The sequence below is a fragment of the Arthrobacter sp. sptzw42 genome (assembly GCF_059089685.1).
Genome location: NZ_JBNHEX010000012.1, coordinates 41613 through 65072, shown reverse-complemented (window position 1 = coordinate 65072; position 23460 = coordinate 41613). Strand labels below are relative to the sequence as shown.

The following is a 23460-nucleotide window of genomic DNA, read 5'->3' as shown; positions in this document are numbered from 1 at the left end:
GGGGGAGTCCTTCACTGGCGCAGTTCCTCTGCGGCCTCAATATCAATGATGCGGTGAATGGACAGCACCCGTTCGGTGTCCTTGGCGGGATCAAAGACCCGCACCCGTCCGCCGCTTACGGAAAGGGGAACAACGATTTCCAGGTTGGCATTCCCCATTCCGTCCACCACGTTCATGCTGATGCGCTGCTTGAGCCGGATGGCCCGCTGCAACGCCTCCAAACCCAGCTGTGTGGCCGCCTCACCGGCGTGGTCTCCGTCCGGGCCGAGGTTCCCGACGGCGGCAGGGCGGTGCCGCAGCACGTCAAGTTGTGCCTGTACTTCTTCCGCCGGCGGAGCTGTCCGCGGTGCCGTGTAGACGGGCCGTGACGGGGCAGACGACGCAGGAGCGCGCCGCAGCCGGAGCACCGGCTGGGCGGAATCGTCAAAGGAGGGGGAAAGACCCAGACTGCGAAGAACCTGCGCTGTTTCACGCGGCGGCGCCGAGGAGATGAGGACGGTGGGCGCAATCCGAACCAGGCCCAGCCCCTCTGTTTTCGGGCCGGTCAGCAGCCCCAGCAGAGCACCTTCGTCCTCGCTCTGGACAAAACTGGCGGCTGCACCCACCCGCAGCCGGCCGTGCCGGGCGGCCGTATCCTCCACCAGGTACTGCAGCGGCTGCGGTACTGCCGTGGCCGAGTGCTCCTTCAGGAACTCCAGCACAGTGGAAGCGTCATGACCGGCGTCCAGCGCGCGGCGGATGGAGCCGGGCGAGAACCGGTAGATGGTGGCCGGCCCCTGGCCTTCGGCGTCGGCCATCAGCAACAGTTTTTCGGTCAGCGCGGGGGCGAGGTATCCGGGCGCCACGGCGGTAAGGTCCGCCTGGAGCAGTACGTGGTTCAGTTCGGCGGGCAAGTGCTCACCAAGGATGGAAAGAGCAGTTTCCGGTTCGTCGTCCGCGATGGCCCTTCCAAGCTGGCTCAGGGCCCCGGAGCCCAGCAGGCCCAGTACCTCGGCTTCGGCCAGGACCCCGCGGATTAGCGAGCTGAAGCGCCGGGCCATGCGCGGCTGGGCCCACTCGGCCCGCTGAAGCACCGCACCCGCGTCCAGGACCGGCGCTGTTCCGTCCGGGGCTTCTGCTTCAGCGGTCAGTTCATTCAGGATCTCCAGGATCCGCCTGCGGACTACAGGTGCATCGGGCCGTTGCGCCTCGGCCGACAACGCAGTGATGGTGCTTCCGGAAGCTGCCCGGTGCGGGGCTGACCCCGGGGATCCATTGATGGGCTGCCCCACCATGGATGGCACGCGCTCGCTGGCCAGCCAGGCGTTGACCAGCCAGAGCCATTGTTCCTGCCGGGGCAGGGCAAGCCATTCCAGTTCCGGCGGCTGAACCCACGACGACGAGTCAACGTCCAGGCGGATCAGCCCGGCCAGCCCGCAGAGCTCGAGGAGAAGGCCGGCATGGGGCTGGTCGATCCTGAGCAGCTCGGCCAGCCGTCTCATCTCGCGGACGCCCACACCGCCGCTGCGCAGGGTGGCCAGGGGCTGGTCCCGCACCACATGCAGGATTTCGCCCACCAGCCGCAGGGTCTCGCTGATGGCTCCCAGGGCTGCGTTCCGCCGGAGGGCGGCGCTGGTGCGGCCAAGCTCGGGGACCGGCGGCGAAAGGCTGAAGTCGTTGATGATGGCACCGCCCCTCAGCGAGAGCCCCACGCTGTGGGGCAGCTCCACATGTGCGGCGTCCAGGGGAACCAGCAGGCCGCGCGCAAGGAGCCAGTCGATGGGTCCGACGTCGGATCCCTCGGCTGTGATGGATGCCTTGCGCTGCGCCTGGGGGACCGCACCCATGGCCCAGTTCCGGAACCTGGCGAGCAACGCCGTCGTCCTTTCCGGGGCGGTGGCCAAAATGTCCTGGAGGGCCTCGGGCGAGGACGTCCAGCGCTGCAGGGCAAGGGCAGCCTCCATGGGCGTGGTGGCTTCGTGGATGGTTGCGCCGCTGCGGTGAAGTTCGGACACGAGCTGGACCGCCCGCTGCGCGAACGCCGGCTGGAGGCGCACGAGCTCGGTGTAGCTGCGGCCAAGCCCCGCCGAATAAATCCCTACGACGTCCTTAAGGCTGCCCACAGGGAGGTAGTAGCGCTGCCTGTGGCCGGGGACTGCCCCGGGCGGGGGTTCGGCGCGGTGGACCAGGGCAAGTTCCTGGAGCGAGACCAAAATCCGTTCCACAGCCGCAACGGAGGAACCCGGGATCATTTTCCGCAATCCTGCGGCGGAGGCACTGTGCTCCGTATCCGTGTTGGTGCACAGATGGAGGGTTTCAAGGACCTGCATCTGCGGCCGGTTGAGCCGCTCCAGCGCGCGCTGGACGCTGACCCGCCCGCTGGCCCTGGCTGCGAGGGCGGCGAAGTCGGGAACCGGAGGCGAGATGAGGTCTGGCCGCGCGTCGAACAGTGCCTGCAACGAGTCATCGCTGCGGGCCTCCAGGTCCTTGCTGAGCGCGCGAATGAGGGACATCAGTCCAACGTTACCGTCCGTCCTGTTTTCCTGCCCTGCGGCGTCCGGCGGCGCTGTCCAGGACAAGGAACAGCATCAGGAGGAATGCCAGCGGCAAGCCGTAAAGGGCGGTGTACGTGACCCAAACCGGCGACACGGAACCGGCAAAGGCGAAGGCCATAACGGCAGCCACCGCTGCCAGTGAAATTACGGCAATGGCTGCGGCGAGGATCGTCAGGGGACGCCGGTAACGCGAGGGTGTCATGGATGTAACGCTAACAGTCCGGCCTGACAGCTCTGCAGGGGTGCGCCGGCGCGTTGCGGAGCGCCATCGAAAGCAGGATAACGGCAGTTGTCAGGATAACCTTGAGGGATACAGACCAACACGGTCTCCAGCCGTCATACCCTGAACCCGCACAGCAATGCGGATGCGGTGACGGCTGGCCGTGTCTCAAGACGTCAGAACGAAGAAGGTTGATTACGTGCCTACCGGCAAGGTCAAGTGGTATGACAAGGAAAAAGGCTTCGGGTTCCTCGCGGGCGAAGACGGACAGGAAGTCTTCCTGCCCAAGTCGTCGCTGCCCGAGGGCGTCACGGAGCTGAAGGCCGGCACCCGCGTTGAATTCGGTGTGGCCGATGGCCGCAAGGGCGCCCAGGCCCTGGGCCTGCGCGTGCTGGACAAAACGCCGTCCATCGCGAAGGCCAAAAGGCCCAGCGCGAAGGACCTTGCACCGCTTGTCCAGGACCTCGTGACCGTCCTGGACAACCTGTCCGGAACCCTCTCCAAAGGCAAATACCCGGAAGGCAATAAGGGCAAGGCCATCGCTGCCGCCCTGCGTAAGGTTGCCGACGAGCTGGACGTTTAGGCCCCATGAAACCGGAAGCTGATCAGCAGGACCCGCAGTCAACCGTCCCGGAACCGGTGGACCTGGCGTCTTTGGCCGCGGGCTCGCTGGACATTGAGTTGGTGGACCCGGTGTCGGTGGATCCCGCATCAGTGGACCTGGTGGCGCTTCAGGCAGGTGCCGCACCGGCCGGGGACGCCGATGTTGCTGCCGCCTCTGCAGGCCTTCCGCCTGCCGCGCCGACGGTTGCAACAGCCAAACCGGCCAAGCGGCGCGCAGGGGTGCCTGTGTGGCGGACCGGAAAGCCGGACGCTTTCCTTGCCGCTGCCGTGGACACTGCACGGACCGCCCTTGCAGGCATCACCTCGCCGTCAGACATTGGGGCGCACCTGGCAGCTAAAAGCGAAGGCGACCGGCTGGTAACCCACCTCTTTGAATGCAGGCTGCCCGGTTACGTCGGTTGGCAGTGGTTCGCCGTGCTGACACGGAACTCCCGGTCCAAGGTAGTCACAGTCAACGAGCTCGGCCTCCTGCCGTCCGAGGAATCCATCCTCGCGCCGGAATGGGTGCCGTGGGCGGAACGCGTCCGGCCCGAGGATGAGCAGGAGCCGGAACCGGAAACAGCCGAACAGCACGTCTTTGAAACAGCGGCGGAGGCGCCTGAAACTGTTGCGGTTCCCGATTCGACAGCGGACGCTGCCTCCACTGAACCTGACCCCACTGAACCTTTTTCCGGTGAACCTGCCGAGGGCGTTGCCGCTTCCCTGGATGCTGTCGGCCTGGGCGAAGCGCAGTCCGGCGAAGCACAGGACGGCGAACGGCAGCAGGGGGAAGAGCAGGACGCTGAGGCCCCGGCGCAGCCCTTCGACCACGACGCCGGAAGGCACTAAGGCTCAAAGTCACGCGAACGCGGGCTGAGTGACCAGCTCCGACGCACCAACGGCGCCGACCGGGAAACCCGGGCGGCGCCGTCGTACTTAACCAATAGGTGTTAAATTATTTGGGCTTCTGGCGCAGCCCCGTTTCGCGACGCAGCACGATTCACTTGCGCAGTTCGCCCACGACGTAGTCGATGCTGGCGAGAAGGGCGGAAACATCTGCCGGCTCGATCGCCACGAACGTCGCGATGCGCAGTTGGTTTCGGCCGAGCTTGCGGTACGGCTCCGTGTCCACGATTCCATTGGCCCTCAGGACCTTGGCAACCACGGTGGCGTCAACGGACTCATCGAAGTCAATGGTTGCGATGACGTTGGAACGCTCATCCGGGTTGGTGACGAAAGGGGTGGCGAATTCCGACGCCTCGGCCCAGCTGTAGATGCGTCCGGCAGAATCAGCTGTGCGGGCAGAAGCGAAATCCAAACCACCGTTGGAGTTCAACCACTGCACCTGCGCGTCCAGCGTTACCAGGGTGGACAGCGACGGGGTGTTGTAGGTCTGGTTCAGGCGCGAGTTGTCGATGGCGGTTTGCAAATCCAGGAAATCGGGAATCCAGCGGCCGCTGGACTTGATCCGCGCCGCCCGTTCCAGTGCGGCGGGGGAGAACAGGCCAAGCCAGAGCCCGCCGTCGGAGGCAAAGTTTTTCTGCGGCGCGAAATAGTAGACATCACTCTGTGCAACGTCCACATCCAGTCCACCGGCTGCGGACGTTGCGTCCACAAGCACCAGTGAGCCCTCGTCCACCCCATCGACTCGCTGCACGGGGGCTGCGACGCCGGTGCTGGTCTCGTTCTGGGGCCAGGCGTAGACGTCTACACCGGCTTCGGCCTGGGCGGAGGGGCGGGTGCCGGGCTCGGACTTGATAATGGAAGAGGCCTCCAGGAAGGGCGCCTTGTTGGTAGCCGCTGCGAATTTCGATCCGAACTCGCCGAAGGACAAGTGCTGGGCTTTCTTTTCCACAAGGCCGAAGCTGGCAATGTCCCAGAACGCCGTGGAGCCGCCGACGCCGAGTACAACTTCGTACCCTTGCGGGGCCCGAAAGAACCGGCCGAGGCCCTCGCGGACGGAGCCAACGAGGTTCTTGACCGGGGCCTGCCGGTGGGACGTACCCAGGATGTTTTTCGAGGCCGCGGACAGGGCATCAATCTGCTCCGGTCTGACCTTGGATGGCCCTGCGCCGAACCGTCCGTCCCGGGGCAGGAGGTCGGCGGGAATAGTGATGCTGGGTTCGCTCACAGGTGCTCCAATTTCGGCGTGGACACGGCTTTGGTCCGGACGGGTGCTGGTGGCCGGCAGCCGGTGACAGCTCCAACCAGGGCCTCCCTCATTCTGCCCTGTGGGACTGTTGGGGCGGGAACCGGAACCGTCATAGTCCAGTCAATGAGACGGTCACACAGCCCGCCGCAACTAATCGGACAAAGTCAAAATAGGCTAAGCTTTTCCACGGACTACGTCGCAGTTGAAGGCGATACGGTGGGACAACGCAAGGTACTGCGCTCGAGGAGCTGAGCTGGATGACGGATCTGATTGATACTACGGAGATGTACCTTCGGACCATTCTGGAGCTCGAGGAAGAGAACATCGTTGCCCTGCGTGCGCGTATCGCCGAACGGCTTCGCCACTCCGGGCCCACCGTTTCCCAGACCATTGGACGGATGGAGCGGGACGGCCTCGTAGTGGTCTCCGGCGACCGCCACCTGGAGCTCACTGAAACCGGCCGTAAGCGCGCCACCGAAGTCATGCGCAAGCACCGCCTGGCTGAGCGGCTCCTCGCCGACGTGATCGGACTGGACTGGGCCTACGTCCATGACGAGGCCTGCCGATGGGAGCACGTGATGAGCGAGCGGGTGGAACGGCGCATCTACGAGATGCTCGACCACCCCACCAAGTCTCCGTACGGAAATCCCATCCCCGGGCTGGCCGCGCTGGGCGGCATGCCTTCCCTTGGTTTTGGCGACGGGGCTGTCAGCCTTCTGGAGGCGATGAAGTCCTACGGTTCTGCCTCTGTTGTCACCATCAGCCGGCTTGCTGAACCCATCCAGGTGGAGCCTGAGCTGCTCTCGCAGCTTGACGAGGGCGGCATCCGGCCTGGCGCTGCTGTGTCGCTGGAACGGGTGGGTGACTACATCTCCGTCCGGGTCCCGGGAATCGAAGGGGCGCTCGAGCTGCCGCCGGAGGTGGCGGCCCACGTGTTCGTGGCCCTCGCCTGAGAATCCTCGTTGGGTGTCCTACCCCATGTGAAGTGGCTTACGCAAAGATAACGGAATTGTTACTTTGCCCCTTTTGCCTCTATAGTTGAACTGAAGTTGATATTAAAGCGTTACCTGATCCGGAGCCGAGCTCTGCCAGCGGATCAGGAGCACGAGTCGTAACTGGCAGAGGCGGGGGAACCACAAGCGGCAGCCGGGGGACTGCCTTGGGGTTAAGTCCGTCAGCAGCAAGCCTCTTCCAGTGAAGGATTCCTCCGGGATATCTCTGTGCCGAAGCTTGCTTACGGCGGACCGGGTCTTTGCACTCTCTGACCCGAATCCGACAGCTAACTTCGCAGGCTTTCCAGAGAGGACCCTTCTTGACCATGCACAATTCCAGGGGACGCCGCCGCGCGCCGGTCCCTGCTTCGACACCGCGCGTTGTCGAAGTCATCACCTCGGAACGCCCCCGCGATCCGCACCGTGATGCTCGCCGGCGTCGGGGTCCCTTCCGTCAGGTCACCGAATTCGCTGCAGCCAGCGGCATCGGCCAAAAGGCCGGCGTGGCACTTGCCGCCACCGGACTGGTACTCACCGTGACCGTACCGGCCACCAGTCCCGTCATGGCCACCGATACCTTGGGATCCTCTGCCGTTGCCGCGTCAGCTGTTGCCCCGCAGCCCCAGATCACCGCAGAAGCCGGGGCCGCGATTGACTTCAGCCGTTCCGCTGTAGTCACCCAGGCGGACCCGGACGGAAAGCTGAAGCAGCTGCTCAGCGCCCAGTCTGCCGGCGCCGTAACCCGCGCTGCTTCCACGGGAAGCCTCGGTGCCCCACTCGCTGCCTTGACCACTGCTTCGCCGTTCGGCTACCGCGTCAGCCCGATCACGGGAGGCTCCGGCGACTTCCACCGCGGGCAGGACTATGTGGCCCAGTGCGGCACATCCGTCCTGGCTGCGGCCACGGGAACTGTTACCTTCGCCGGCTGGCACGAGTACGGTGGCGGCAACCGCGTTGTAGTGGACCACGGCAACGGCCTGGAAACCACGTACAACCACCTCTCCTCCTTCAGCGTGAAGGAGGGGCAGACAGTTTCCCGCGGAGACGTTGTAGCCCTCAGCGGGACCACAGGTGCCTCCACCGGCTGCCACCTGCACTTTGAGGTCCAGGTCAACGGTGAGGTCGTCGACCCCACCAGCTGGCTCTAGTCAAGTGACCGCTTGCTATCAAATCATCTTGACCTGCCGTGACCTGAATGTGACATTCACGCAAAACTGCTGTACCGTCTAACTCGCGTCAACTTTTCCGAAGTTGACGCTCTTGTGCGGATTGCCTAACTCTGCCACCGCTCAAGGTCCGTTCGCATTTCATCGTCTGGCAGGGGCGGGGGAACCAATTGTGGCCTTTAGTTTCGAAGGCCTTGGGGTTAAGTCGCAAAAGCTTCCCAGGAAGCCGCGCGGCCGGGTGACTCCCATCCGAATCCGACAGCTCACCTCGCAGGCATTGGGAGAGGCTACCTTCGTGTCTTCACGCCATAATTCGGCGCGCCACCGCGCGCAACCGGTTCGTACCAACGCCCTGGACTCCATGTCCAAGGCTGTTAGTGCCAATGCCGGGACAGTAGGTCGCCAGGCTGCAGTCATCGCTGCTGCATCCGGCCTCATCCTGACCATGGGCCTGCCAGCCAATGCAGCAGATACCACTGCTGGTATCTCCGCTTCCACCGAGTCCGGATCCGCGCAGCCCGCCCTTGCCGTCACCGCGGCACCCACGGCTACCGTTTCCTTCGAACGGCCGGTTGTGACCACCATCGCCGCTCCTGTTGTGGAGCCTGTGACAGTCCAGTCAACCTCCGATGACGAGGACGCCCCCGCCGCATCGACTGCAGCGACCGCGTCAACTGCCCCCACTGCGGCGACTGCCACCACAGCAGCAGCAAAGAAGATCGCCGAGCCCGTCGCATCCGCGGCCAGCTCGGGCATCGCGGCCATCGCTTACACCGGCATCGGCAGCCCGTACGTCTGGGGCGGCACCACCCCCAATGGCTGGGACTGCTCCGGCTTCACCCAGTGGGTCTACGCCCAGGCCGGCATCAGCATCCCCCGCGTGAACGCATGGACTGCAATGAAGCCCACGTCCACGCCGCAGCCCGGTGACCTTGTTATGCAGAACGGCGGAGCGCACGTTGGCATCTACGTCGGCAACGGCATGATGATCAGCGCCCTGAACCCCTCCCAGGGAACGCTGCTGCACTCGGTAGCCGCTACCGGCTCCTCCGCGTTCTTCACCATGAACTAGTTCTTCGACCTTACGGTCCAAGAGCTTTTTCTTTGCCCAAACACGCTTTTCGCTAAATCACACATCCCCGTTCAGGGCGTGCCGGCGTACCCCCAAGATGCCGGCACGTCCAGTCCCCTTTGGCTGCCTACATGCGGTTCGAAGGAAAACGAAAGAGAGAACTGATGACTACTCGTGCAACCGCACGGCACCGCGCCGAGGTCACCAAAACCAACTCGCTCGCCATCATTGCCAAAGCTGTCGGCGACAACGCCGGCGGCGTAGGACGCCAGGCGGCTGTTATCGCAGCGGCTTCCGGCCTTGTCCTGACCAGCGGCCTGGCAGCCAACGCTGCTGACGCCAACGTCCAGCGTGATTCCGCTCCGGCTTCCACCCTGGAAGTTGAATCAACCGTTGAGGCTCCGATTTCGGCTGCTTCCACCATCGCCATCTCCTTCGAGAAGCCGGCTGTAACCACCACCCCGGCCCCCGTAGTGGAAGCCCCCGAGCCCGAAGTCGAGGCAGAAGCTGAGGTTCAGAAAGCCGCTCCGGCTCCTGCTCCCGCCACACGGACTGCCGCTGTCGCCAAGGTGACCGCCACGGCGCCGGCAGCAGCCGCTCCGGCAGCAGCCGCGCCCGCCGTTTCTGCACCGGCAAGCGGCAAGGGTGCGGCCATCCTGTCCGCCGCCTACGCACAGCTCGGCGTTATGCAGGACTGCACCATGCTGGTTACCAACTCCCTGGCTGCCGTGGGCATCAACTTCCACGACTGGCCGGCAGGCTACCTTTCCCTGGGCCGTACGGTTAGCGCTGCAGAGGCTCAGCCGGGCGACCTCATCTACTACGCCAACGGTGGTTCCGGCATGGCGCACATCGCCGTTTACGCCGGCAACGGCCAGGCCGTCCACGGTGGCTACAACGGCAACCAGACTGTTGTCTTCAGCGCCAACGTAGGCTCCGGCCCGGTGTTCATCCGCGTCAACTGACACTCTTCCGCCACGTTTTGCATAGCTGACGAAATCCAGACAGGACCCCTGCCCTTCCGGCGGGGGTTCTGTCAGTTAACCCGGAGGGTTTGCGGGTCCCGCGCCTATTTTGGTTCGGACACGGCTGCCTCCGGCTTCAGCGATTAGCTGATAGTGCACTTCTTTGTTTACTCTTGTGGTGTCGATCCATAGCCCGGACATGCCGAGGGCAGCCGGCCCTCGTGCCCCTGACGGGTGCGGCCGTGAAGAGGTACGTGCATGCGCACTCTCGTTCTGAATGCTGGATATGAACCGCTGGCGGTTATTACTTTCCGCCGGGCGCTGGTGCTTGTGCTCACGGGCAAGGCGAGCGTTGTGGCTGAGGGGGACGATCCCGTCGTGGGTCCCCAGGAGATTCTGGGCCGCCCGTCCGTGATCCTCCTGAACCGCTACATACGCCCCAGATACAACCAGTCCACGGCCGTTAGCCGACGCGGAGTGCTCCGGCGTGACGGGCACAAGTGTGCCTACTGCGGTAAAGCTGCGCACACCATCGACCACGTTCAACCAAAGTCCCGCGGAGGTGCGGAGTCCTGGGAAAACCTGGTGGCTGCCTGCTTGAAATGCAACAACGTCAAGGGCGACCACACCCCGGCGGAAATGGGCTGGAAGCTGAGGTTCGTCCCGGAGCCTCCGCATGGGACCATCTGGCAGATCAAGGAACTCGAGAAGCCGACGCCCGCCTGGGATCCGTTCCTGCTGCCCGAACGTGCTGCGTAGCACCAGTGTCGGACGGCTTCCGTGCCCCCGGACTAGGCTGGGGGAATGGAGCAAAAGGGGTCGGATTTCAATGCCTTGATCCTGGCCGGCGGTCGGTCATCACGGCTGGGCGGAGTACCGAAGCAAGGGCTCGTCTTCCAAGGTGCAACCCTCCTGCAGCAGTCACTGGCCGCGGCCTCCGGGGCCTTCCGTACAGTAATAGTTGGCCCGGACCCAGGTGCACTTCCCGCAGGTGTGCTCTCATGCCGGGAGCAACCCGAGTTTGCAGGCCCGGCCGCTGCTGTGGCCGCTGGCCTTGACGCGTTGGCCCAAGCCGGAAGCGAACAGACGTACACCCTGGTGCTGGCCTGTGACATGCCGCGGATCTCTGCTGCCGTGCGGGCCCTGAGGAAGCCGCTGGACGACGATGAACTCGGAGGCGACGGGCTCATGGCCTGTGGGGAAGACGGGCGGCCCCAGCACCTCGCCGGGTTCTACCGCACAGGCATGCTAAAAAAGGCTGCGGAGGATCTTGCGTCGCGGGGCGCCTTAACTAACGGTTCGATGCGGGCACTCCTTGCTAGTCTTGACCTGCAGCTTGTCACCGTCCCCACCGGTTCCACTGACGATGTGGATACCTGGGATGATGCCGCCGCACTAGGAGTTGACGCCGGGACTACGACGAATTCCAGGACCGGCGCGGCAGCAGTTGATTTGGGAGGCAGTCAGTGAAAAGCCAGGACGAAACGCTGGAGGAGTGGTGCAGGTCCCTGCTCCAGGCTTATGAGCTTGAGGACGTCCAGGTGGATGTCAACGCCGTCCTCGCCCTTGCAGGGGCAGCAGCCCATTCTGTCGTGCGGCCTGCGGCGCCCCTCACTACCTTTATCGCCGGCTACGCGGCCGGCCTGGCTTCAGCGGCCGGATGCAGCACGGAAACGGCGTCCATGGAAGGTGCCCTGGCCGTGGCCCGATCTTTGGCTGCCGACTACGACGCTGAAGCTGCCGGGACTCCCGGCGAATGACCGAGGAGCCCGGGGAAGAACGGAGTTCAACGGACCTGCCGGAGAGGCCGCGGCATCTGGCCCACACCTGGGAGGAAGCGAGGCTTGCCGCCTTCGAAGCAGCCACACCTATTCCGGCCGGACCTGTTCCCCTGCAGTTTGCCCTGGGCCGAAAGCTTGACCAGGACATTACTGCGCTCCAGGACATGCCCCACTACGCCTCCTCCGGCATGGACGGCTGGGCGGTCAACGGCAGCGGCCCGTGGATCCTGGCGGAACCGGGCGCCCGGCTGGCGCCCCACCAGGCCAGCCCAATCGTCACCGGCGGGCTGATTCCTCCCGGCGGAAAGGCTGTGCTTCGCAGCGAAAGCGCCGTACTCGGCACGGACGAGGACGGCCTGCCGGTCCTGATGACGGGTGGGAGCGCCCCGCCCGGGGAACCCCGCAACGGCCAGCATATTCGCAAAGCCGGGGAGGAAGCCCTGGCCGGAGACGTGCTGGTCAAGGCGGGAGCGAAGCTCAACCCTGCCCATCTGGCACTTGCGGCACTTGCCGGCTACGACGAACTGCAGGTCCAGGGAAAACCCCTTGTCCGGATGCTGTTCACCGGCTCCGAAGTTATTGAACAGGGAGTGCCAGTCCCGGGCAAGGTGCGGGACACTTTCGGTCCGCAACTGCCGGCAGTCGTGGAGATGCTTGGCGGCATAGCGGGGGAACAGCACCGGATCGGGGACTCCTACGATGAGTGGCTCGCCGCCTTGGAGGACGTGGTACCTGAGGTGCCCGGCGCTCCAGACCTGCCGGCCGACGTCGTCATCACCACGGGCGGGACCGGACGCTCAGGCACGGACCACCTCCGCACGGCGGTGGCAGAACTGGGGGGCAGGCTCGTCGTCGACGGGATCGCGATGCGCCCGGGACACCCGGCTGTCCTGGCGGAACTGCCGGACGGCCGCTTTGTCCTCGGTCTTCCAGGGAACCCGCTCGCCGCCATGATGGCACTGGTCACTGTTGGGGCGCCCCTGCTCGCCGCGCTCGGCCACGGCAGCCTGCCCCCTGTCCAGGAAGTGCCCTGCGGAAGCATGATCGAACCCGATCCGGGGCGCACCCGGCTGATGCCCTTCCGGCTCCTCTACGGGATGGCATCTCCGGCGCAGCACAACGGCCCGGGGATGATGCGCGGGTTGGCCTCGGCCGACGGCGTGATGGTGGTGCCGCCCCACGGAGTCCAACTCGGCGAGTTGGTGCCGGCCGTTGCCCTGCCCTGGGGGCCACCCAGTCCGGCAGCTGGTGATCCTGCCGGGAAGGCAAAGCCAAGGAGCGCACCGCGGCAAACCAGGACCGCCGCCAAACCGGCAGCCAGCGGGCCCGTAGACTGGAGTGAACTGCTTGGCTGACGCTGCTCCCGGCCGTGCCCGGTTGGTGTCAGGCTGCGGCAGTTGTCATGATGGACCTATGAAAACGCAGGGGTGGGAATGGGCCGGGTAACCCAGCGCCGGAAGGTGCACAAGTACGTCCTTGACGGTTCTCCGAAGGCGCTCGAGTTTCCGGTACGCCACCGTGAGGATGTCCTCGCTGTGGAGGAGCCCCTGGAGATCCGGCTCGGACAGCTCTCCTTTTCTGTCACTATGCGGACCCCTGGCGACGACTTTGACCTGGTGGCCGGCTTCCTGGTGTCAGAGGGGATCATCTGGAGCTCCGAGCAACTCGTGTCGCTGCGTTTCTGCGCCGGCGAAGATGAAAACGGCGTCCAGACATTCAACGTGGTGGAAGTCCAGCTAAGGGCGGACGTCACAATTCCGTCCATCGGCCGCCACATCTACACGTCGAGCTCCTGCGGCATTTGCGGAACGGACTCCGTGGAGTCAGTCCAGAAGTCCTCGCACTACAGTCCCGCCGCAGACCCGCTGACCATCGACGCTGAGCTCCTCGCATCGCTGCCCGCCCTCCTGCGGAAATCCCAGCGCCTTTTCGAGGACACCGGGGGAGTGCACGCCGCCGGATTGTTCAACATCCAGGCCGACGGCGGCGCGGAGCTGTTGTGCCTCCGAGAGGATGTAGGGCGCCACAACGCCGTGGATAAGGTGGTGGGCTGGGCGCTGCGTGAAGGACTGCTCCCGCTCCGCGGCACCGTCCTCCAAGTCTCGGGGCGGGCGTCCTTTGAACTGGTGCAGAAAGCGGCGTTGGCGGGAATTCCCGTGCTCGCCGCGGTCAGCGCGCCGTCAAGCCTCGCGGTTGAGCTTGCAGAGGCCAGCGGCGTGACGCTTGCCGGCTTCAGCCGGGGAACCAGCCTCAACATCTATGCCGGTGACCACCGGATCGTCAGGCCCGTAGCCCGGACTGCCGCCGACGCCCGGACCTGAGCCGGTTTCCCCGCCCGCCCTGCGCGGAAAACGTTTTTTGGGGGATGTTGTCCGCCGGTTATGGCGAGTAAGCTACCAGCGGGTAGTTTTATCCGCCGAATGGACAACATGGTCCACGATTTCAGCGCTGAAGAGGGCCAACATTGCATGACGACCGCCGAATCACGGAAGTCCGCCTCGAAAGATTCGTCCGAGAACGCATCAACCCCGCCGTATACAGCCGGAGCCTCCCCCTCAGCCTGAGCAGTTGGGACGTGCCGGACGAACCCGTGCCGGCCCTCGAGGCCATGCGGCAGAAGTTCCAGCCGCAGGAACACGGCGCTCCCTGGGGAAAGCCGTGGGCTACCAAGTGGCTTCATCTCCAGGGGGAAGTCCCCGAGTCCTGGGGCACGGAGCCGGACACTACCCTTGAAGTGGTGGTCGATCTGGGGTTCACCATCGAAGTGCCGGGTTTCCAGTGCGAGGGCATCGCATGGCGGGCCGACGGCACCATCATCAAAGCGGTGTCGCCGCGGAACCAGTACATTCCGCTCAAGCTTCTGGGCGGCGGCATGGCAGTGGACTTCTATGTGGAGGCCGCCGCAAACCCTGATGTTGCGCAGGGCTGGACGTTCGCCGCCACACCTTACGGCGACAAGGCAACGGCCGGAACGGCACCCCAATACAGGCTGGGAACCATTGCCATCGCCGAGCTGAACCAGGCTGTGTGGGAACTGCAGCAGGACATCTGGACCCTGTCCGGCCTGATGGTGGAGCTGCCCCTGGAGCTGCCGAGGCGGCACGAGATCCTGCGGGCGCTTGAGCGCATGATGGACGTGATGGATCCCGACGACGTCGCCGGCACCGCAGCCGCCGGCAGGGCCGCCCTCGCCGAAGTGCTGGCGCGTCCCGCCTATGCGTCCGCTCACCAGCTCGTTGCCACCGGCCACGCGCATATCGACTCGGCCTGGCTTTGGCCCGTCCGGGAAACCATCCGCAAGTGCGCCAGGACGTTCTCCAACGTAGTGGCGCTGATGGATGAGTACCCGGACTTCGTTTTCTCCTGCTCGTCGGCGCAGCAGCTGGCCTGGATCAAAGAGTTCTACCCTGAACTCTTCGGCCGGATCCGGGAAAAGGTGCGCGCCGGGCAGTTCGTACCCGTAGGCGGCATGTGGGTGGAGTCCGATACCAACATGCCCGGCGGAGAGGCGATGGCGCGGCAGTTCGTGGAAGGGAAAAGCTTCTTCCTTGCCGAGTTCGGCGTGGACTGCCAGGAAGCGTGGCTGCCGGACTCCTTTGGATACTCCGCAGCCCTGCCCCAGATCGTCAAGTCCGCCGGCAGCCGGTGGTTCCTCACCCAGAAGATCTCCTGGAACCAAACCAACAGAATGCCGCATCACACCTTCAACTGGGAGGGCATCGACGGCACCAGGATCTTCACGCACTTCCCGCCGGTGGACACCTACAACTCCCAGCTCAGCGGACGCGAACTCGCCCACGCCGAGCGGAACTACCGCGACCACGGCCGCGGCACCGTCTCGCTGGTGCCCTTCGGCTATGGTGATGGCGGTGGCGGCCCCACCCGGGAAATGCTTGCGGCTGCCGTGAGGACAGCAGATCTGGAAGGATCTCCCAAGGTGCGGATCGGTTCCGCCGCCGGCTTTTTCCAGCAGGCCGAGGATGAGTATCCGTCGCTGCCGGTGTGGGTGGGGGAGATGTACCTCGAACTGCACCGCGGCACCTACACCAGCCAGGCCCGGACCAAGAAGGGCAACCGGCGCAGCGAACACCTGCTGCGCGAAGCGGAGCTATGGTGTGCAACTGCAGCGGTCCGTGCAGGGGACAGGTTCACCTACCCCGCCGCCGAGCTCAAAAGGCTCTGGCGCCTGGTGTTGCTGCAGCAGTTCCACGACATCCTTCCAGGCAGCTCCATTGCCTGGGTGCACCGGGACGCCGAACGCGATTACGCAACCATCGAAGCTGACCTCGAAACGCTGATCACCGCTGCTGCCAAGGCAGTGGTTGGCTGCGGAGACCGGGAGTTCCTGTTGAATGCAGCACCGCATGCCCTGGGCGGCGTGCCTGCGATGGCTGCCGGCGTCCCTGCGGCGCAGTCTGCTCCCGCCCGCTCCGCAGCGCGGGACGGTGGTTTCGTTCTGGACAACGGCATCATCCGGGCAGTCCTGGATGCGGACGGCCTGCTCACTTCGCTTTGGGATTATGCCACTGGCCGGGAAGCGATTGCGCCGGGAGAACGCGGCAACCTTTTGGAACTACACCGCGACACCCCCAATGAGTGGGACGCCTGGGATATTGACGAGTTTTACCGCCGCAACGTCACTCCGTTGACCTGCGCGGAGTCGGTGCGGACTGTCGACGAGGACGGCACGGCTGCGGTACTGGTGGAGCGGAGGGCAGAGTCCTCGGCCATTACCCAGCGCATCAGCCTCGCCGCCGGAAGTCCTTCGCTGTCGATCACCACGTCTGTGGACTGGCAGGAGCGGGAAAAGCTGTTGAAGCTTGGCTTCGCACTGGATGTGCGGGCGGACCGGTCTGCGGCGGAAACACAGTTCGGTCACGTCTTCCGGGCAACCCACACCAACACGTCCTGGGAAGCGGCGAAGTTCGAAATTTGTGCACACCGCTGGATTCACGTGGGGGAGCCGGGCTACGGCGTCGCCGTTTCCAACTCGTCGACGTACGGCCATGACGTCACCAGAAGCATCAGGGCGTCCGACGGCGGCACCACCACCACAGTGCGTATGTCGCTGCTGCGTGCCCCGAAGTTCCCGGATCCGGATGCGGACCGTGGACGTCACGAGCTGACCGTCACCGTCCGGCCCGGCGCCGGCATTGCCGATGCTGTCGAGGAAGGATACCGGACCAACCTTCCTCCGAGGCTGGTCACCGGAGCCTCGCCGGTGGAGCCGCTGGTTTCGCTGTCAAACCCGGCTTTGGTGGTGGAGGCTGTGAAGCTCGCAGAGGACGGTTCCGGAGATGTCATTGTCCGGTTGTACGAATCGCTGGGGCAGCGTTCCGGGGGAACGCTCACCGCGAACTTCCCGGTACGGCGGATCACTGCCGTGGATCTGTTGGAACGCCAGGTGGATGCTGCCGGCGTAAACGCCGGCGTGGACGGGGCGGAGCTGCTGCTGCGGCCGTTCCAGTTGGTGACGCTGCGTCTTGTTCGCGGACAGGAGCAGGCGGGCGGAAAAGGGCCTTAAATGGCTGAGTGGGGGCGGTCCCCAACGGCCGCCACCACTCATCCCCCCAAAGCGTGCAAAGGCCCCCGGGGGCCGCATTCGTCCAAGAAAGTATCCCCGTTCGTAAACGCCCCGCAGCCCCCACCTTCACACATTCATGATTGTTTCACATTCTAATGATTTTGTGAAAGCGGGAAAGGTTACGTTTCGGTAGATGTCCTTCTCAGCGGGTGGCTCCTGCTGTTTCTGACTCTCGCGACCCAGATGAGGGCCAGGCCGAGGACGAAGCAGAGCACCGCCGTGTAATTGACGATGAACTCCAGGGCGCCCAGCGCGGGCGGCACCACAGGGAACAGCAGGGTGAGGGCTATAGCCATTCCGCCCACTGCCAGCAGCCCGGCGGCCACCCGTACCAGCACGGGAAGTCTGCTGCCTACTGCGCGGACCATGGCCGGAAGCAGGACCAAGGACACGTAAGAGGGATAGGCTCGTCCCGCCGCCCCGTAATACTCCACCAGGACGAAGTTTCGCTCGCTTTTGCCCGCTGTTGCCGACAGTCCGGCCGAGGAACCGGTAGTGTCCATCAGGAAAAACAGGATGGTCATCACCAGGGAAATGACCAGCAGCACCATCATGCCCAGCCTGCCCGTGATGAGCCGGTAGGCATGGTCCGCTCCAAATCCCCGTGTCACCCGTATCCCCACAAAGTAGATCGCTCCGAAAATGATGAAGCGCAGCAGCAGGTTGGCGAGGTTCGTGCCTCCCAGCGCTCCGTCAACCGCCGCGTAGGGCGCCTCAATGCTCAAAAGGATGGCCGCAGTCAGCAGAGCAAAAATATAGAAAAGGGACCGGTTCTCTCCCCGAAGTGCACTCGGTACCCGGGCCGCTGCGATAAGTCCGCAGATTGCCAGCGTGGACCACTGAAGAATTTCGATCATCCCAGGTTCTCCCAAATCTTTTCTGTCTGCGCCTGGTCCTGTTCCTGCCGCCGCAAAACCTTGCCCAACGCCTGTAGCCGGTCGCCGGCCAGGACCGCGAGGTCGCCGTCGGACAGGCTGTCCAATGCGGCCTGGCGTGCGCCGGGAGGCCAACCTGCCTCTTCCTCGGTGATCAAGCCGGTGGCCACCAGGCCGCTTGCGGGGCCCACTCCTGCCGCCCGCGCCGTGGCCACGGCCAGTTCTGCTGAAAGCCGGTTGGCGGTCAACTGGGCTGAATAGTTCTGTGGCGCTATGCCGGTGGCGGCGGAAACACGGTGCCGCACCTCGCCGTCGTCAATGGCATCAACCCAATTCTTGACGGACGTGGCGTGCGGCGCAGGTGACAGCGGGGGCGGCGTGCTTCCCGGGTTCCCGTCGGGGCCCATGCCCGGGCGGGCCAGCATGGCGCGCAGGAGGTCAGCGGTGGAAATCTGGCTGACCAGCTCGCACCGGGCAGGCGGTTGCTGCGGTCCGGCCAGTTCCCGGTACGGTTCGAAGTCGGCCAGGGCAGCCACCGGGTTGATGTTGTAGGCGCGGCTGATGCTGACCACCGTGCTGACAGAAACTTTTCCGCGCACCAATTGCTGGGCCAGAGTGGTCCGCTTGATTCCCGAGATCCGGCAGACATCTGCCGTACTGGCGTCCGGCGCGATTCCTTGCAGCCAGCGCTGGAACGCCTTGGCGGGGAGGGTCATGAAGGGCTCTCTGCAGATCGGATGATTTGTTGATTTTAGCCTGCCCTTGTCCGGCCGATTTTACCCGCACCCCAGTTTCGGCTATGCTTGATGGTCGAGCCCGTTGGTCCGTACACCCCCCAAGTCCGGACCAGCGGGTTCTTTTATGTCCGGGCTCCGGGCGCCGTCCATCTGACGGAATGCAGAGGCTTTGCGGGCCGAAAGGCGCCAGACCTGCTGCGCGCTGCGGTGAAAGGATGACTCCATGACTGCGACCCTTGTTGCAAAGGATCTTTCCGGCGGTCACGACCACCGGCTGCTCTTCTCCGAACTCTCCCTCACGGTCGCCCCTGGTGACGTTGTCGGTGTGGTGGGGGCTAACGGCGCCGGAAAGTCGACACTGCTCCGCCTGCTTGCCGGCGTCGACCAGCCCCAGGGCGGGACCGTCAGCCTGGCTCCCGCTGACGCGTTCGTGGGCTGGCTTCCCCAGGAGCACGAGCGCGTTTCCGGCGAAACGGTGGCGGCGTACATTGCCCGGCGGACCGGCTGCGCCGAGGCCACCGCCGAGATGGAGTCCACAGCAGAGGCGCTGGGTTCCGGCGCGCCCGGGGCCGATGATGACTACGCCCGCGCTTTCGACCGCTGGATGGCCTCCGGAGCCGCTGACCTGGACGACCGCATTCCTGCCGTACTGGCTGATCTGGGCCTGGACACCGGCACTGATGCCGAGATGACCGGGTTGTCCGGGGGCCAGGCCGCCAGGGTTGCGCTCGCGGCCCTGCTGCTCAGCAGGTTCGACGTCGTCCTCCTGGACGAACCCACCAACGACCTGGACCTGGCAGGACTTGCCAAACTCGAGGATTTTGTCCGCGGATTGCGGGGCGGCGTTGTCCTGGTCAGCCATGACCGGGAATTCCTTGCCCGCTGCGTCACCACCGTAGTGGAACTGGACCTGGCGCAGAACTCCGTAGCTGTTTACGACGGCGGCTATGACGCCTTCCTTGAAGAACGTGCAGTGGCCCGGCGGCACGCCCGCGAGAAGTACGAGGAGTTTGCCACCACCAAGGCGGACCTGGTGTCCAGGGCCCGTACGCAGCGTGAATGGAGCTCACAGGGCGTTCGGAACGCCATGAAGAAGAGCCCGGACAACGACAAGATCCGCCGCGCCGCCAGCACCGAGTCCTCGGAGAAGCAGGCGCAGAAAGTACGGCAGATGGAATCGCGGATTGCCCGGCTGGACGTGGTGGAAGAGCCACGGAAGGAGTGGCAGCTCCAGTTCTCCATCGGCAAGGCGCCGCGCTCAAGCGCCGTCGTGGCCACCCTCCGCGATGCTGTGGTAAAACAGGGCACGTTCACCCTCGGCCCGGTCAACCTCCAGCTCAATGCGGGGGAACGGATCGGCATCACGGGCCCCAACGGCGCCGGCAAGTCCACCCTGCTGCGCCTGCTGCTGGGTGACCTCGCAGCGGAGTCCGGCAGCGCAGCCATGGGCGCCTCGGTGGCCATCGGCGAGATCGACCAGGCCCGGGGGCTGCTGGCAGGCCACCTTGCCCTTGCCGACGCCGTCGAAGCTGTCCTGACGGACCTTAACCCGGCAGAGGTCAGGACGCTGCTGGCAAAATTCGGCCTGAAGGCGGACCACACCGCGCGTGCCGTTGATTCGTTGTCACCCGGCGAGCGGACCAGGGCTGCCCTGGCCCTGCTGCAGGCGCGCGGAGTGAACCTCCTGGTCCTGGACGAGCCCACCAACCATCTTGACCTTCCCGCCATCGAACAGCTTGAGGAGGCGCTGGAGAGCTACGACGGCGCCCTGCTGCTGGTGACGCACGACCGGAGGCTGCTGGAAAACGTGCGGCTGGATGTACGTTGGAATGTGGAAAACGGGACCGTAACGGAGCAGCAGCAATGAGCATGGAACGGGTGGCATGGGGCTCCCTCTACAACATCACCCGCGCCAAGAGCGGTTCCCGGCCGTTCTCCAAGGCCACCCTCAAGCGCGTCCTGGGGTTTGCCCGGCCGCACCGGGGCAAGCTCCTGGCCTTCGTGGCGTTGTCCATCGTGATGGCGTTCCTCGCCGTGGCCACGCCCGTGCTGGCAGGGCAGGTGGTGGATGCGATCGTGGCCAAGGCCGCCGCGGAGGAAGTGGTCCGCCTTGCGGTGCTTATCGCCGTCGTGGCGGTGGCCGAAGCAGGCCTGGGTTTGGTGAGCCGCTGGCTGTCCTCCACCATCGGTGAGGGGGTGATCGTGGACCTTCGCACCAAGGTCTTCGACCACGTGCAGAAAATGCCCATCGCGTTCTTCACCCGGACCCGCACCGGCGCCCTGGTCAGCAGGTTGAACAACGATGTGATCGGTGCCCAGTCGGCGTTCGCCGGGACACTGTCCGGTGTGGTCAGTAACGTGGTGGCCCTGATCCTCACGCTCATCGTTATGCTCGGAACGTCCTGGCAGGTGACAGTCCTGGCCATGATCCTGTTGCCGGTCTTCCTTATCCCAGCGCGGCGGATGGGGTCCAAACTCGCGGACCTGCGCCGCGAGGCGGCGGAGCACAACGCGGCCATGGGCACCCAGATGACTGAACGCTTCTCCGCCCCCGGCGCCACCCTGGTCAAGCTCTTCGGCCGCCCCGATGAGGAGTCCCGGGAGTTCGCCGTCCGCGCCGGCCGCGTCCGCGACATCGGCGTCCGGACCGCCATGCTGCAGTTCACCTTCGTGACCGCCCTGACGCTGGTCTCCGCGCTCGCCCTGGCGCTTGTGTACGGGCTGGGCGGATGGTTTGCCATCACCGGCCAACTGGCGGCAGGCGACGTTGTGGTGCTGGCCCTGCTGCTGACCCGCCTCTACGCCCCACTGACAGCCCTCTCCAACGCCCGGGTGGAAATCATGAGCGCCCTGGTCAGTTTCGAGCGTGTTTTCGAGATCCTGGACCTCAAACCCCTGATCCAGCAAAAGCCGGACGCCGTGCCTGTGCCGCCCGGCCCGGTAGCAGTTGAGTTCGACGACGTCCGTTTCGCCTACCCCTCGGCGGACAAGGTTTCACTCGCCTCGCTGGAAGAGGTGTCCACCCTGGACACCCGCGGCGGGGAAGAGGTGCTCCATGGCATCAGCTTCCGGGTGGAGCCCGGCCAGACGGTGGCGCTGGTGGGATCGTCCGGCGCCGGCAAGTCGACCATTGCCCAGTTGCTGGCCCGGCTTTACGATGTGGACTCCGGCGCCGTGCGCCTGGGCGGAACCACGCGCGGGACTGGACTGGACCTGCGTGACGCCACCTTCGATTCCCTCCGGGACACGCTGGGCATGGTGACGCAGGACGGCCACCTCTTCCACGAAACCATCGCCTCCAACCTTCGGCTCGCCAAGCCGGACGCCACTGAGGAGGACATGTGGGAGGTAATCCGGCAGGCCCGGCTCGAAGCCATGATCCGGTCCCTGCCGGACGGGCTGGACACCGTGGTGGGCGAACGCGGCTACCGGCTTTCGGGTGGTGAGCGCCAGCGGCTCACGATCGCCCGGCTGCTCATCGCCCAGCCCCGCGTGGTGATCCTGGACGAGGCAACGGCCGCGCTGGACTCCACCAACGAAGCTGCAGTGCAGGCTGCCCTTGGTGCCGCGCTCGAGGGGAGAACCGCCGTCGTGATTGCCCACCGCCTGTCCACCGTCCGTGCCGCTGATGCGATCCTGGTGGTGGAGGACGGCCGGATTGTGGAACGGGGGACCCACACAGAACTGCTGGCCGCCGAGGGACGCTACGCGGAGCTCTACCGGACGCAGTTTGCCGAAGCCACGGCAGTGGCGCAGGAAGCAGTTCCTGAGTTCTAGCCTTCAGGCGGGGTGCCTGCACGCCGGACGTCTCCAGGCCCTGCGGCCAGCTTCGGAAGGATATGCTCCGTGAGCAGCGGGGCGAGGTCCGCGGGCAGTTCGCCAGCCAGTTCAAGCCAGCGGATCTCCGCTATTTCTGCAGACGGATGGGCCGTCCAGGTACCCGGCGCCATGAAGACGGTTGCCTCGATATCCGTGGCGGCCTCGTTGGCGGCCTCCGCGATCCAGACTCCCATCAGCTGAAGCTCGCGCGGATCGAGGACGATACCCACTTCTTCGGCCAGTTCCCGTGCCGCCGTCTGTGCCGCTGTTTCCCCCATTTCCGGCTTCCCGCCCGGGTGCATGAACATGGCGGTGCCGCGCTTCCTCACAGTCAGGAGCCGGCCGGCATCGTCGAAGACACACACCGCGGACACCACGATGCGGTTCTTCATGCGCCCACCGTAAGCCACACCAGCACTGAGGTGAGCAGGAGGTCCTTCTGCGGCCCCGTCACGTCCCAGCTGTAGCTGAAGCGGTTCTCGTCAATGTACTTGTAGGCCACGCGGTAGGTGTCAGGATCGCACCAGTGCTGGTCCAGGTTGGCTTTAGGCGTGAAGCTCATGGTGTGGAAGGGGCGCCCGTCCGGAAAAAAGACGTCCAGGGCGTCGGGGTGGTCCGTGGTCTTCAGCAGGTAGTCACGGGAGGCGGGGCCGGTGAAGGTGGGCCAGCGCATGGTGCCTTCTTCGCGGAGGGCCAGGCCGTCGTCGTCCAGTGGGTCAAAGCGCACGACGCCGGAAAAGGTACCGCGGGTGCCGCTTGCCCTGTCCAGCAGGTCCCGCCGGACAGCCCACTGCCCCGATTCCGCGGGGGCGGCCGGGCCGAGCAGGTAGGCACGGAGTGCGAACTCCGGGGGAGAAAAGTTCAAGTGCCCTCGATTGGAATCGAACCAACGACACCGGCTTTAGGAGAGCCGTGCTCTATCCACTGAGCTACGAGGGCGGGCGTCCGCAGGATCGGCAG

21 protein-coding genes, 1 tRNA gene and 2 riboswitches are annotated in these 23460 nt (G+C 65.1%); of the genes, 14 read left to right on the top strand and 8 right to left on the bottom strand.

All coding sequences use genetic code 11. The features are described from left to right. Positions 1–11: 11 nt before the first annotated feature. Both AC5RT4_RS14450 and AC5RT4_RS14445 read right to left on the bottom strand, forming a co-directional pair. Positions 12–2492, bottom strand: coding sequence for a helicase-associated domain-containing protein (locus tag AC5RT4_RS14450; protein ID WP_494106188.1), 2481 nt, complete (start codon positions 2490–2492; stop codon positions 12–14). 10 nt (positions 2493–2502) lie between these two features. Further along, the gene (locus tag AC5RT4_RS14445; RefSeq protein ID WP_494041307.1) at positions 2503–2736 is read right to left on the bottom strand and encodes a hypothetical protein; all 234 of its coding nucleotides are present in this window, start codon (positions 2734–2736) and stop codon (positions 2503–2505) included. 217 nt (positions 2737–2953) lie between these two features. On the opposite strand from AC5RT4_RS14445, the gene AC5RT4_RS14440 reads away from it, so the two are divergent. Both AC5RT4_RS14440 and AC5RT4_RS14435 read left to right on the top strand, forming a co-directional pair. Further along, positions 2954–3337 (top strand): cold-shock protein, encoded by a 384-nt coding sequence (locus tag AC5RT4_RS14440; protein WP_013599963.1) that lies wholly within the window; start codon positions 2954–2956, stop codon positions 3335–3337. Positions 3338–3474: 137 nt separating this feature from the next. After that, positions 3475–4206 (top strand): DUF3027 domain-containing protein, encoded by a 732-nt coding sequence (locus AC5RT4_RS14435; protein WP_494106211.1) that lies wholly within the window; start codon positions 3475–3477, stop codon positions 4204–4206. A 151-nt stretch (positions 4207–4357) separates the two neighbouring features. On the opposite strand, the gene serC is transcribed toward AC5RT4_RS14435, so the two are convergent. Beyond that, positions 4358–5488, bottom strand: coding sequence for a phosphoserine transaminase (gene serC / locus AC5RT4_RS14430; protein WP_494106187.1), 1131 nt, complete (start codon positions 5486–5488; stop codon positions 4358–4360). A gap of 278 nt (positions 5489–5766) precedes the next feature. Between serC and AC5RT4_RS14425 the strand changes: the two genes are divergently transcribed. The 10 genes from AC5RT4_RS14425 to AC5RT4_RS14380 all read left to right on the top strand — a co-directional run bounded on the left by AC5RT4_RS14425 (position 5767) and on the right by AC5RT4_RS14380 (position 17009). Continuing rightward, complete coding sequence (locus AC5RT4_RS14425) at positions 5767–6462, top strand: iron-dependent transcriptional repressor DtxR (protein WP_494041304.1); 696 nt, start codon at positions 5767–5769, stop codon at positions 6460–6462. A 144-nt stretch (positions 6463–6606) separates the two neighbouring features. Next, positions 6607–6818: riboswitch (cyclic di-AMP (ydaO/yuaA leader) on the top strand. Between the two features lie 9 nt (positions 6819–6827). Continuing rightward, complete coding sequence (locus AC5RT4_RS14420; RefSeq protein WP_494106210.1) at positions 6828–7649, top strand: M23 family metallopeptidase; 822 nt, start codon at positions 6828–6830, stop codon at positions 7647–7649. A 128-nt stretch (positions 7650–7777) separates the two neighbouring features. Further along, positions 7778–7958: riboswitch (cyclic di-AMP (ydaO/yuaA leader) on the top strand. A 70-nt stretch (positions 7959–8028) separates the two neighbouring features. Beyond that, a complete protein-coding gene (locus tag AC5RT4_RS14415; protein ID WP_494041303.1) occupies positions 8029–8739 on the top strand; it encodes a C40 family peptidase in 711 nt (236 codons plus the stop codon). A gap of 164 nt (positions 8740–8903) precedes the next feature. After that, positions 8904–9704: an NlpC/P60 family protein gene (locus AC5RT4_RS14410; RefSeq protein WP_494041302.1), complete on the top strand. Its 801-nt coding sequence runs from the start codon at positions 8904–8906 to the stop codon at positions 9702–9704. A gap of 258 nt (positions 9705–9962) precedes the next feature. Beyond that, positions 9963–10463 (top strand): HNH endonuclease, encoded by a 501-nt coding sequence (locus AC5RT4_RS14405; RefSeq protein ID WP_494041301.1) that lies wholly within the window; start codon positions 9963–9965, stop codon positions 10461–10463. Between the two features lie 45 nt (positions 10464–10508). After that, the gene (gene mobA / locus AC5RT4_RS14400) at positions 10509–11174 is read left to right on the top strand and encodes a molybdenum cofactor guanylyltransferase (protein WP_494106186.1); all 666 of its coding nucleotides are present in this window, start codon (positions 10509–10511) and stop codon (positions 11172–11174) included. After that, on the top strand, positions 11171–11464 hold the full coding sequence (locus AC5RT4_RS14395; protein WP_494106185.1) for a DUF6457 domain-containing protein: 294 nt from the start codon (positions 11171–11173) through the stop codon (positions 11462–11464). Before mobA ends, AC5RT4_RS14395 begins: the two co-directional genes overlap by 4 nt. Continuing rightward, a complete protein-coding gene (locus AC5RT4_RS14390; RefSeq protein WP_494106184.1) occupies positions 11461–12840 on the top strand; it encodes a molybdopterin molybdotransferase MoeA in 1380 nt (459 codons plus the stop codon). Before AC5RT4_RS14395 ends, AC5RT4_RS14390 begins: the two co-directional genes overlap by 4 nt. Before the next feature lie 78 nt (positions 12841–12918). Then, positions 12919–13806, top strand: a complete 888-nt coding sequence (fdhD, locus tag AC5RT4_RS14385; RefSeq protein WP_494106183.1) for a formate dehydrogenase accessory sulfurtransferase FdhD — start codon at positions 12919–12921, stop codon at positions 13804–13806. Positions 13807–13949: 143 nt separating this feature from the next. After that, entirely contained in the window at positions 13950–17009 is a 3060-nt protein-coding gene (locus tag AC5RT4_RS14380) for an alpha-mannosidase (protein WP_494106182.1), read from the top strand. A 179-nt stretch (positions 17010–17188) separates the two neighbouring features. Here AC5RT4_RS14380 and AC5RT4_RS14375 read toward each other — a convergent pair whose 3' ends face one another. Continuing rightward, positions 17189–17926 carry a hypothetical protein gene (locus AC5RT4_RS14375; RefSeq protein WP_494041295.1) on the bottom strand — a complete coding sequence of 246 codons (738 nt, stop codon included), beginning with the start codon at positions 17924–17926 and terminating at the stop codon, positions 17189–17191. After that, positions 17923–18660, bottom strand: coding sequence for a hypothetical protein (locus AC5RT4_RS14370; RefSeq protein ID WP_494041294.1), 738 nt, complete (start codon positions 18658–18660; stop codon positions 17923–17925). Before AC5RT4_RS14370 ends, AC5RT4_RS14375 begins: the two co-directional genes overlap by 4 nt. 244 nt (positions 18661–18904) lie before the next feature. Between AC5RT4_RS14370 and AC5RT4_RS14365 the strand changes: the two genes are divergently transcribed. Both AC5RT4_RS14365 and AC5RT4_RS14360 read left to right on the top strand, forming a co-directional pair. Further along, on the top strand, positions 18905–20548 hold the full coding sequence (locus tag AC5RT4_RS14365) for an ABC-F family ATP-binding cassette domain-containing protein (RefSeq protein WP_494106181.1): 1644 nt from the start codon (positions 18905–18907) through the stop codon (positions 20546–20548). Next, a complete protein-coding gene (locus AC5RT4_RS14360) occupies positions 20545–22458 on the top strand; it encodes an ABC transporter ATP-binding protein (protein WP_494106180.1) in 1914 nt (637 codons plus the stop codon). The genes AC5RT4_RS14365 and AC5RT4_RS14360 overlap by 4 nt, the downstream gene beginning before the upstream one ends. On the opposite strand, the gene AC5RT4_RS14355 is transcribed toward AC5RT4_RS14360, so the two are convergent. The 3 genes from AC5RT4_RS14355 to AC5RT4_RS14345 form a co-directional block, all read right to left on the bottom strand. After that, positions 22455–22892 (bottom strand): NUDIX hydrolase, encoded by a 438-nt coding sequence (locus AC5RT4_RS14355; protein WP_494106179.1) that lies wholly within the window; start codon positions 22890–22892, stop codon positions 22455–22457. The two genes, AC5RT4_RS14360 and AC5RT4_RS14355, sit on opposite strands and share 4 nt — an antisense overlap. Beyond that, entirely contained in the window at positions 22889–23365 is a 477-nt protein-coding gene (locus AC5RT4_RS14350) for a DUF6314 family protein (protein WP_494106178.1), read from the bottom strand. Before AC5RT4_RS14350 ends, AC5RT4_RS14355 begins: the two co-directional genes overlap by 4 nt. 1 nt (position 23366) lies before the next feature. Further along, positions 23367–23439: transfer RNA gene (locus AC5RT4_RS14345), tRNA-Arg, on the bottom strand. Positions 23440–23460 lie beyond the last annotated feature (21 nt).

Coding starts and splice junctions, on each gene's coding strand:
- AC5RT4_RS14375 (WP_494041295.1), bottom strand. CDS start 17,926: ATGATCGAAATTCTTCAGTGGTCCACGCTGGCAATCTGCGGACTTATC.
- fdhD (WP_494106183.1), top strand. CDS start 12,919: ATGGGCCGGGTAACCCAGCGCCGGAAGGTGCACAAGTACGTCCTTGAC.
- AC5RT4_RS14390 (WP_494106184.1), top strand. CDS start 11,461: ATGACCGAGGAGCCCGGGGAAGAACGGAGTTCAACGGACCTGCCGGAG.
- AC5RT4_RS14445 (WP_494041307.1), bottom strand. CDS start 2,736: ATGACACCCTCGCGTTACCGGCGTCCCCTGACGATCCTCGCCGCAGCC.
- AC5RT4_RS14360 (WP_494106180.1), top strand. CDS start 20,545: ATGAGCATGGAACGGGTGGCATGGGGCTCCCTCTACAACATCACCCGC.
- AC5RT4_RS14355 (WP_494106179.1), bottom strand. CDS start 22,892: ATGAAGAACCGCATCGTGGTGTCCGCGGTGTGTGTCTTCGACGATGCC.
- AC5RT4_RS14450 (WP_494106188.1), bottom strand. CDS start 2,492: ATGTCCCTCATTCGCGCGCTCAGCAAGGACCTGGAGGCCCGCAGCGAT.
- AC5RT4_RS14415 (WP_494041303.1), top strand. CDS start 8,029: ATGTCCAAGGCTGTTAGTGCCAATGCCGGGACAGTAGGTCGCCAGGCT.
- mobA (WP_494106186.1), top strand. CDS start 10,509: ATGGAGCAAAAGGGGTCGGATTTCAATGCCTTGATCCTGGCCGGCGGT.
- AC5RT4_RS14405 (WP_494041301.1), top strand. CDS start 9,963: ATGCGCACTCTCGTTCTGAATGCTGGATATGAACCGCTGGCGGTTATT.
- AC5RT4_RS14370 (WP_494041294.1), bottom strand. CDS start 18,660: ATGACCCTCCCCGCCAAGGCGTTCCAGCGCTGGCTGCAAGGAATCGCG.
- AC5RT4_RS14410 (WP_494041302.1), top strand. CDS start 8,904: ATGACTACTCGTGCAACCGCACGGCACCGCGCCGAGGTCACCAAAACC.
- AC5RT4_RS14420 (WP_494106210.1), top strand. CDS start 6,828: ATGCACAATTCCAGGGGACGCCGCCGCGCGCCGGTCCCTGCTTCGACA.
- AC5RT4_RS14365 (WP_494106181.1), top strand. CDS start 18,905: ATGACTGCGACCCTTGTTGCAAAGGATCTTTCCGGCGGTCACGACCAC.
- AC5RT4_RS14425 (WP_494041304.1), top strand. CDS start 5,767: ATGACGGATCTGATTGATACTACGGAGATGTACCTTCGGACCATTCTG.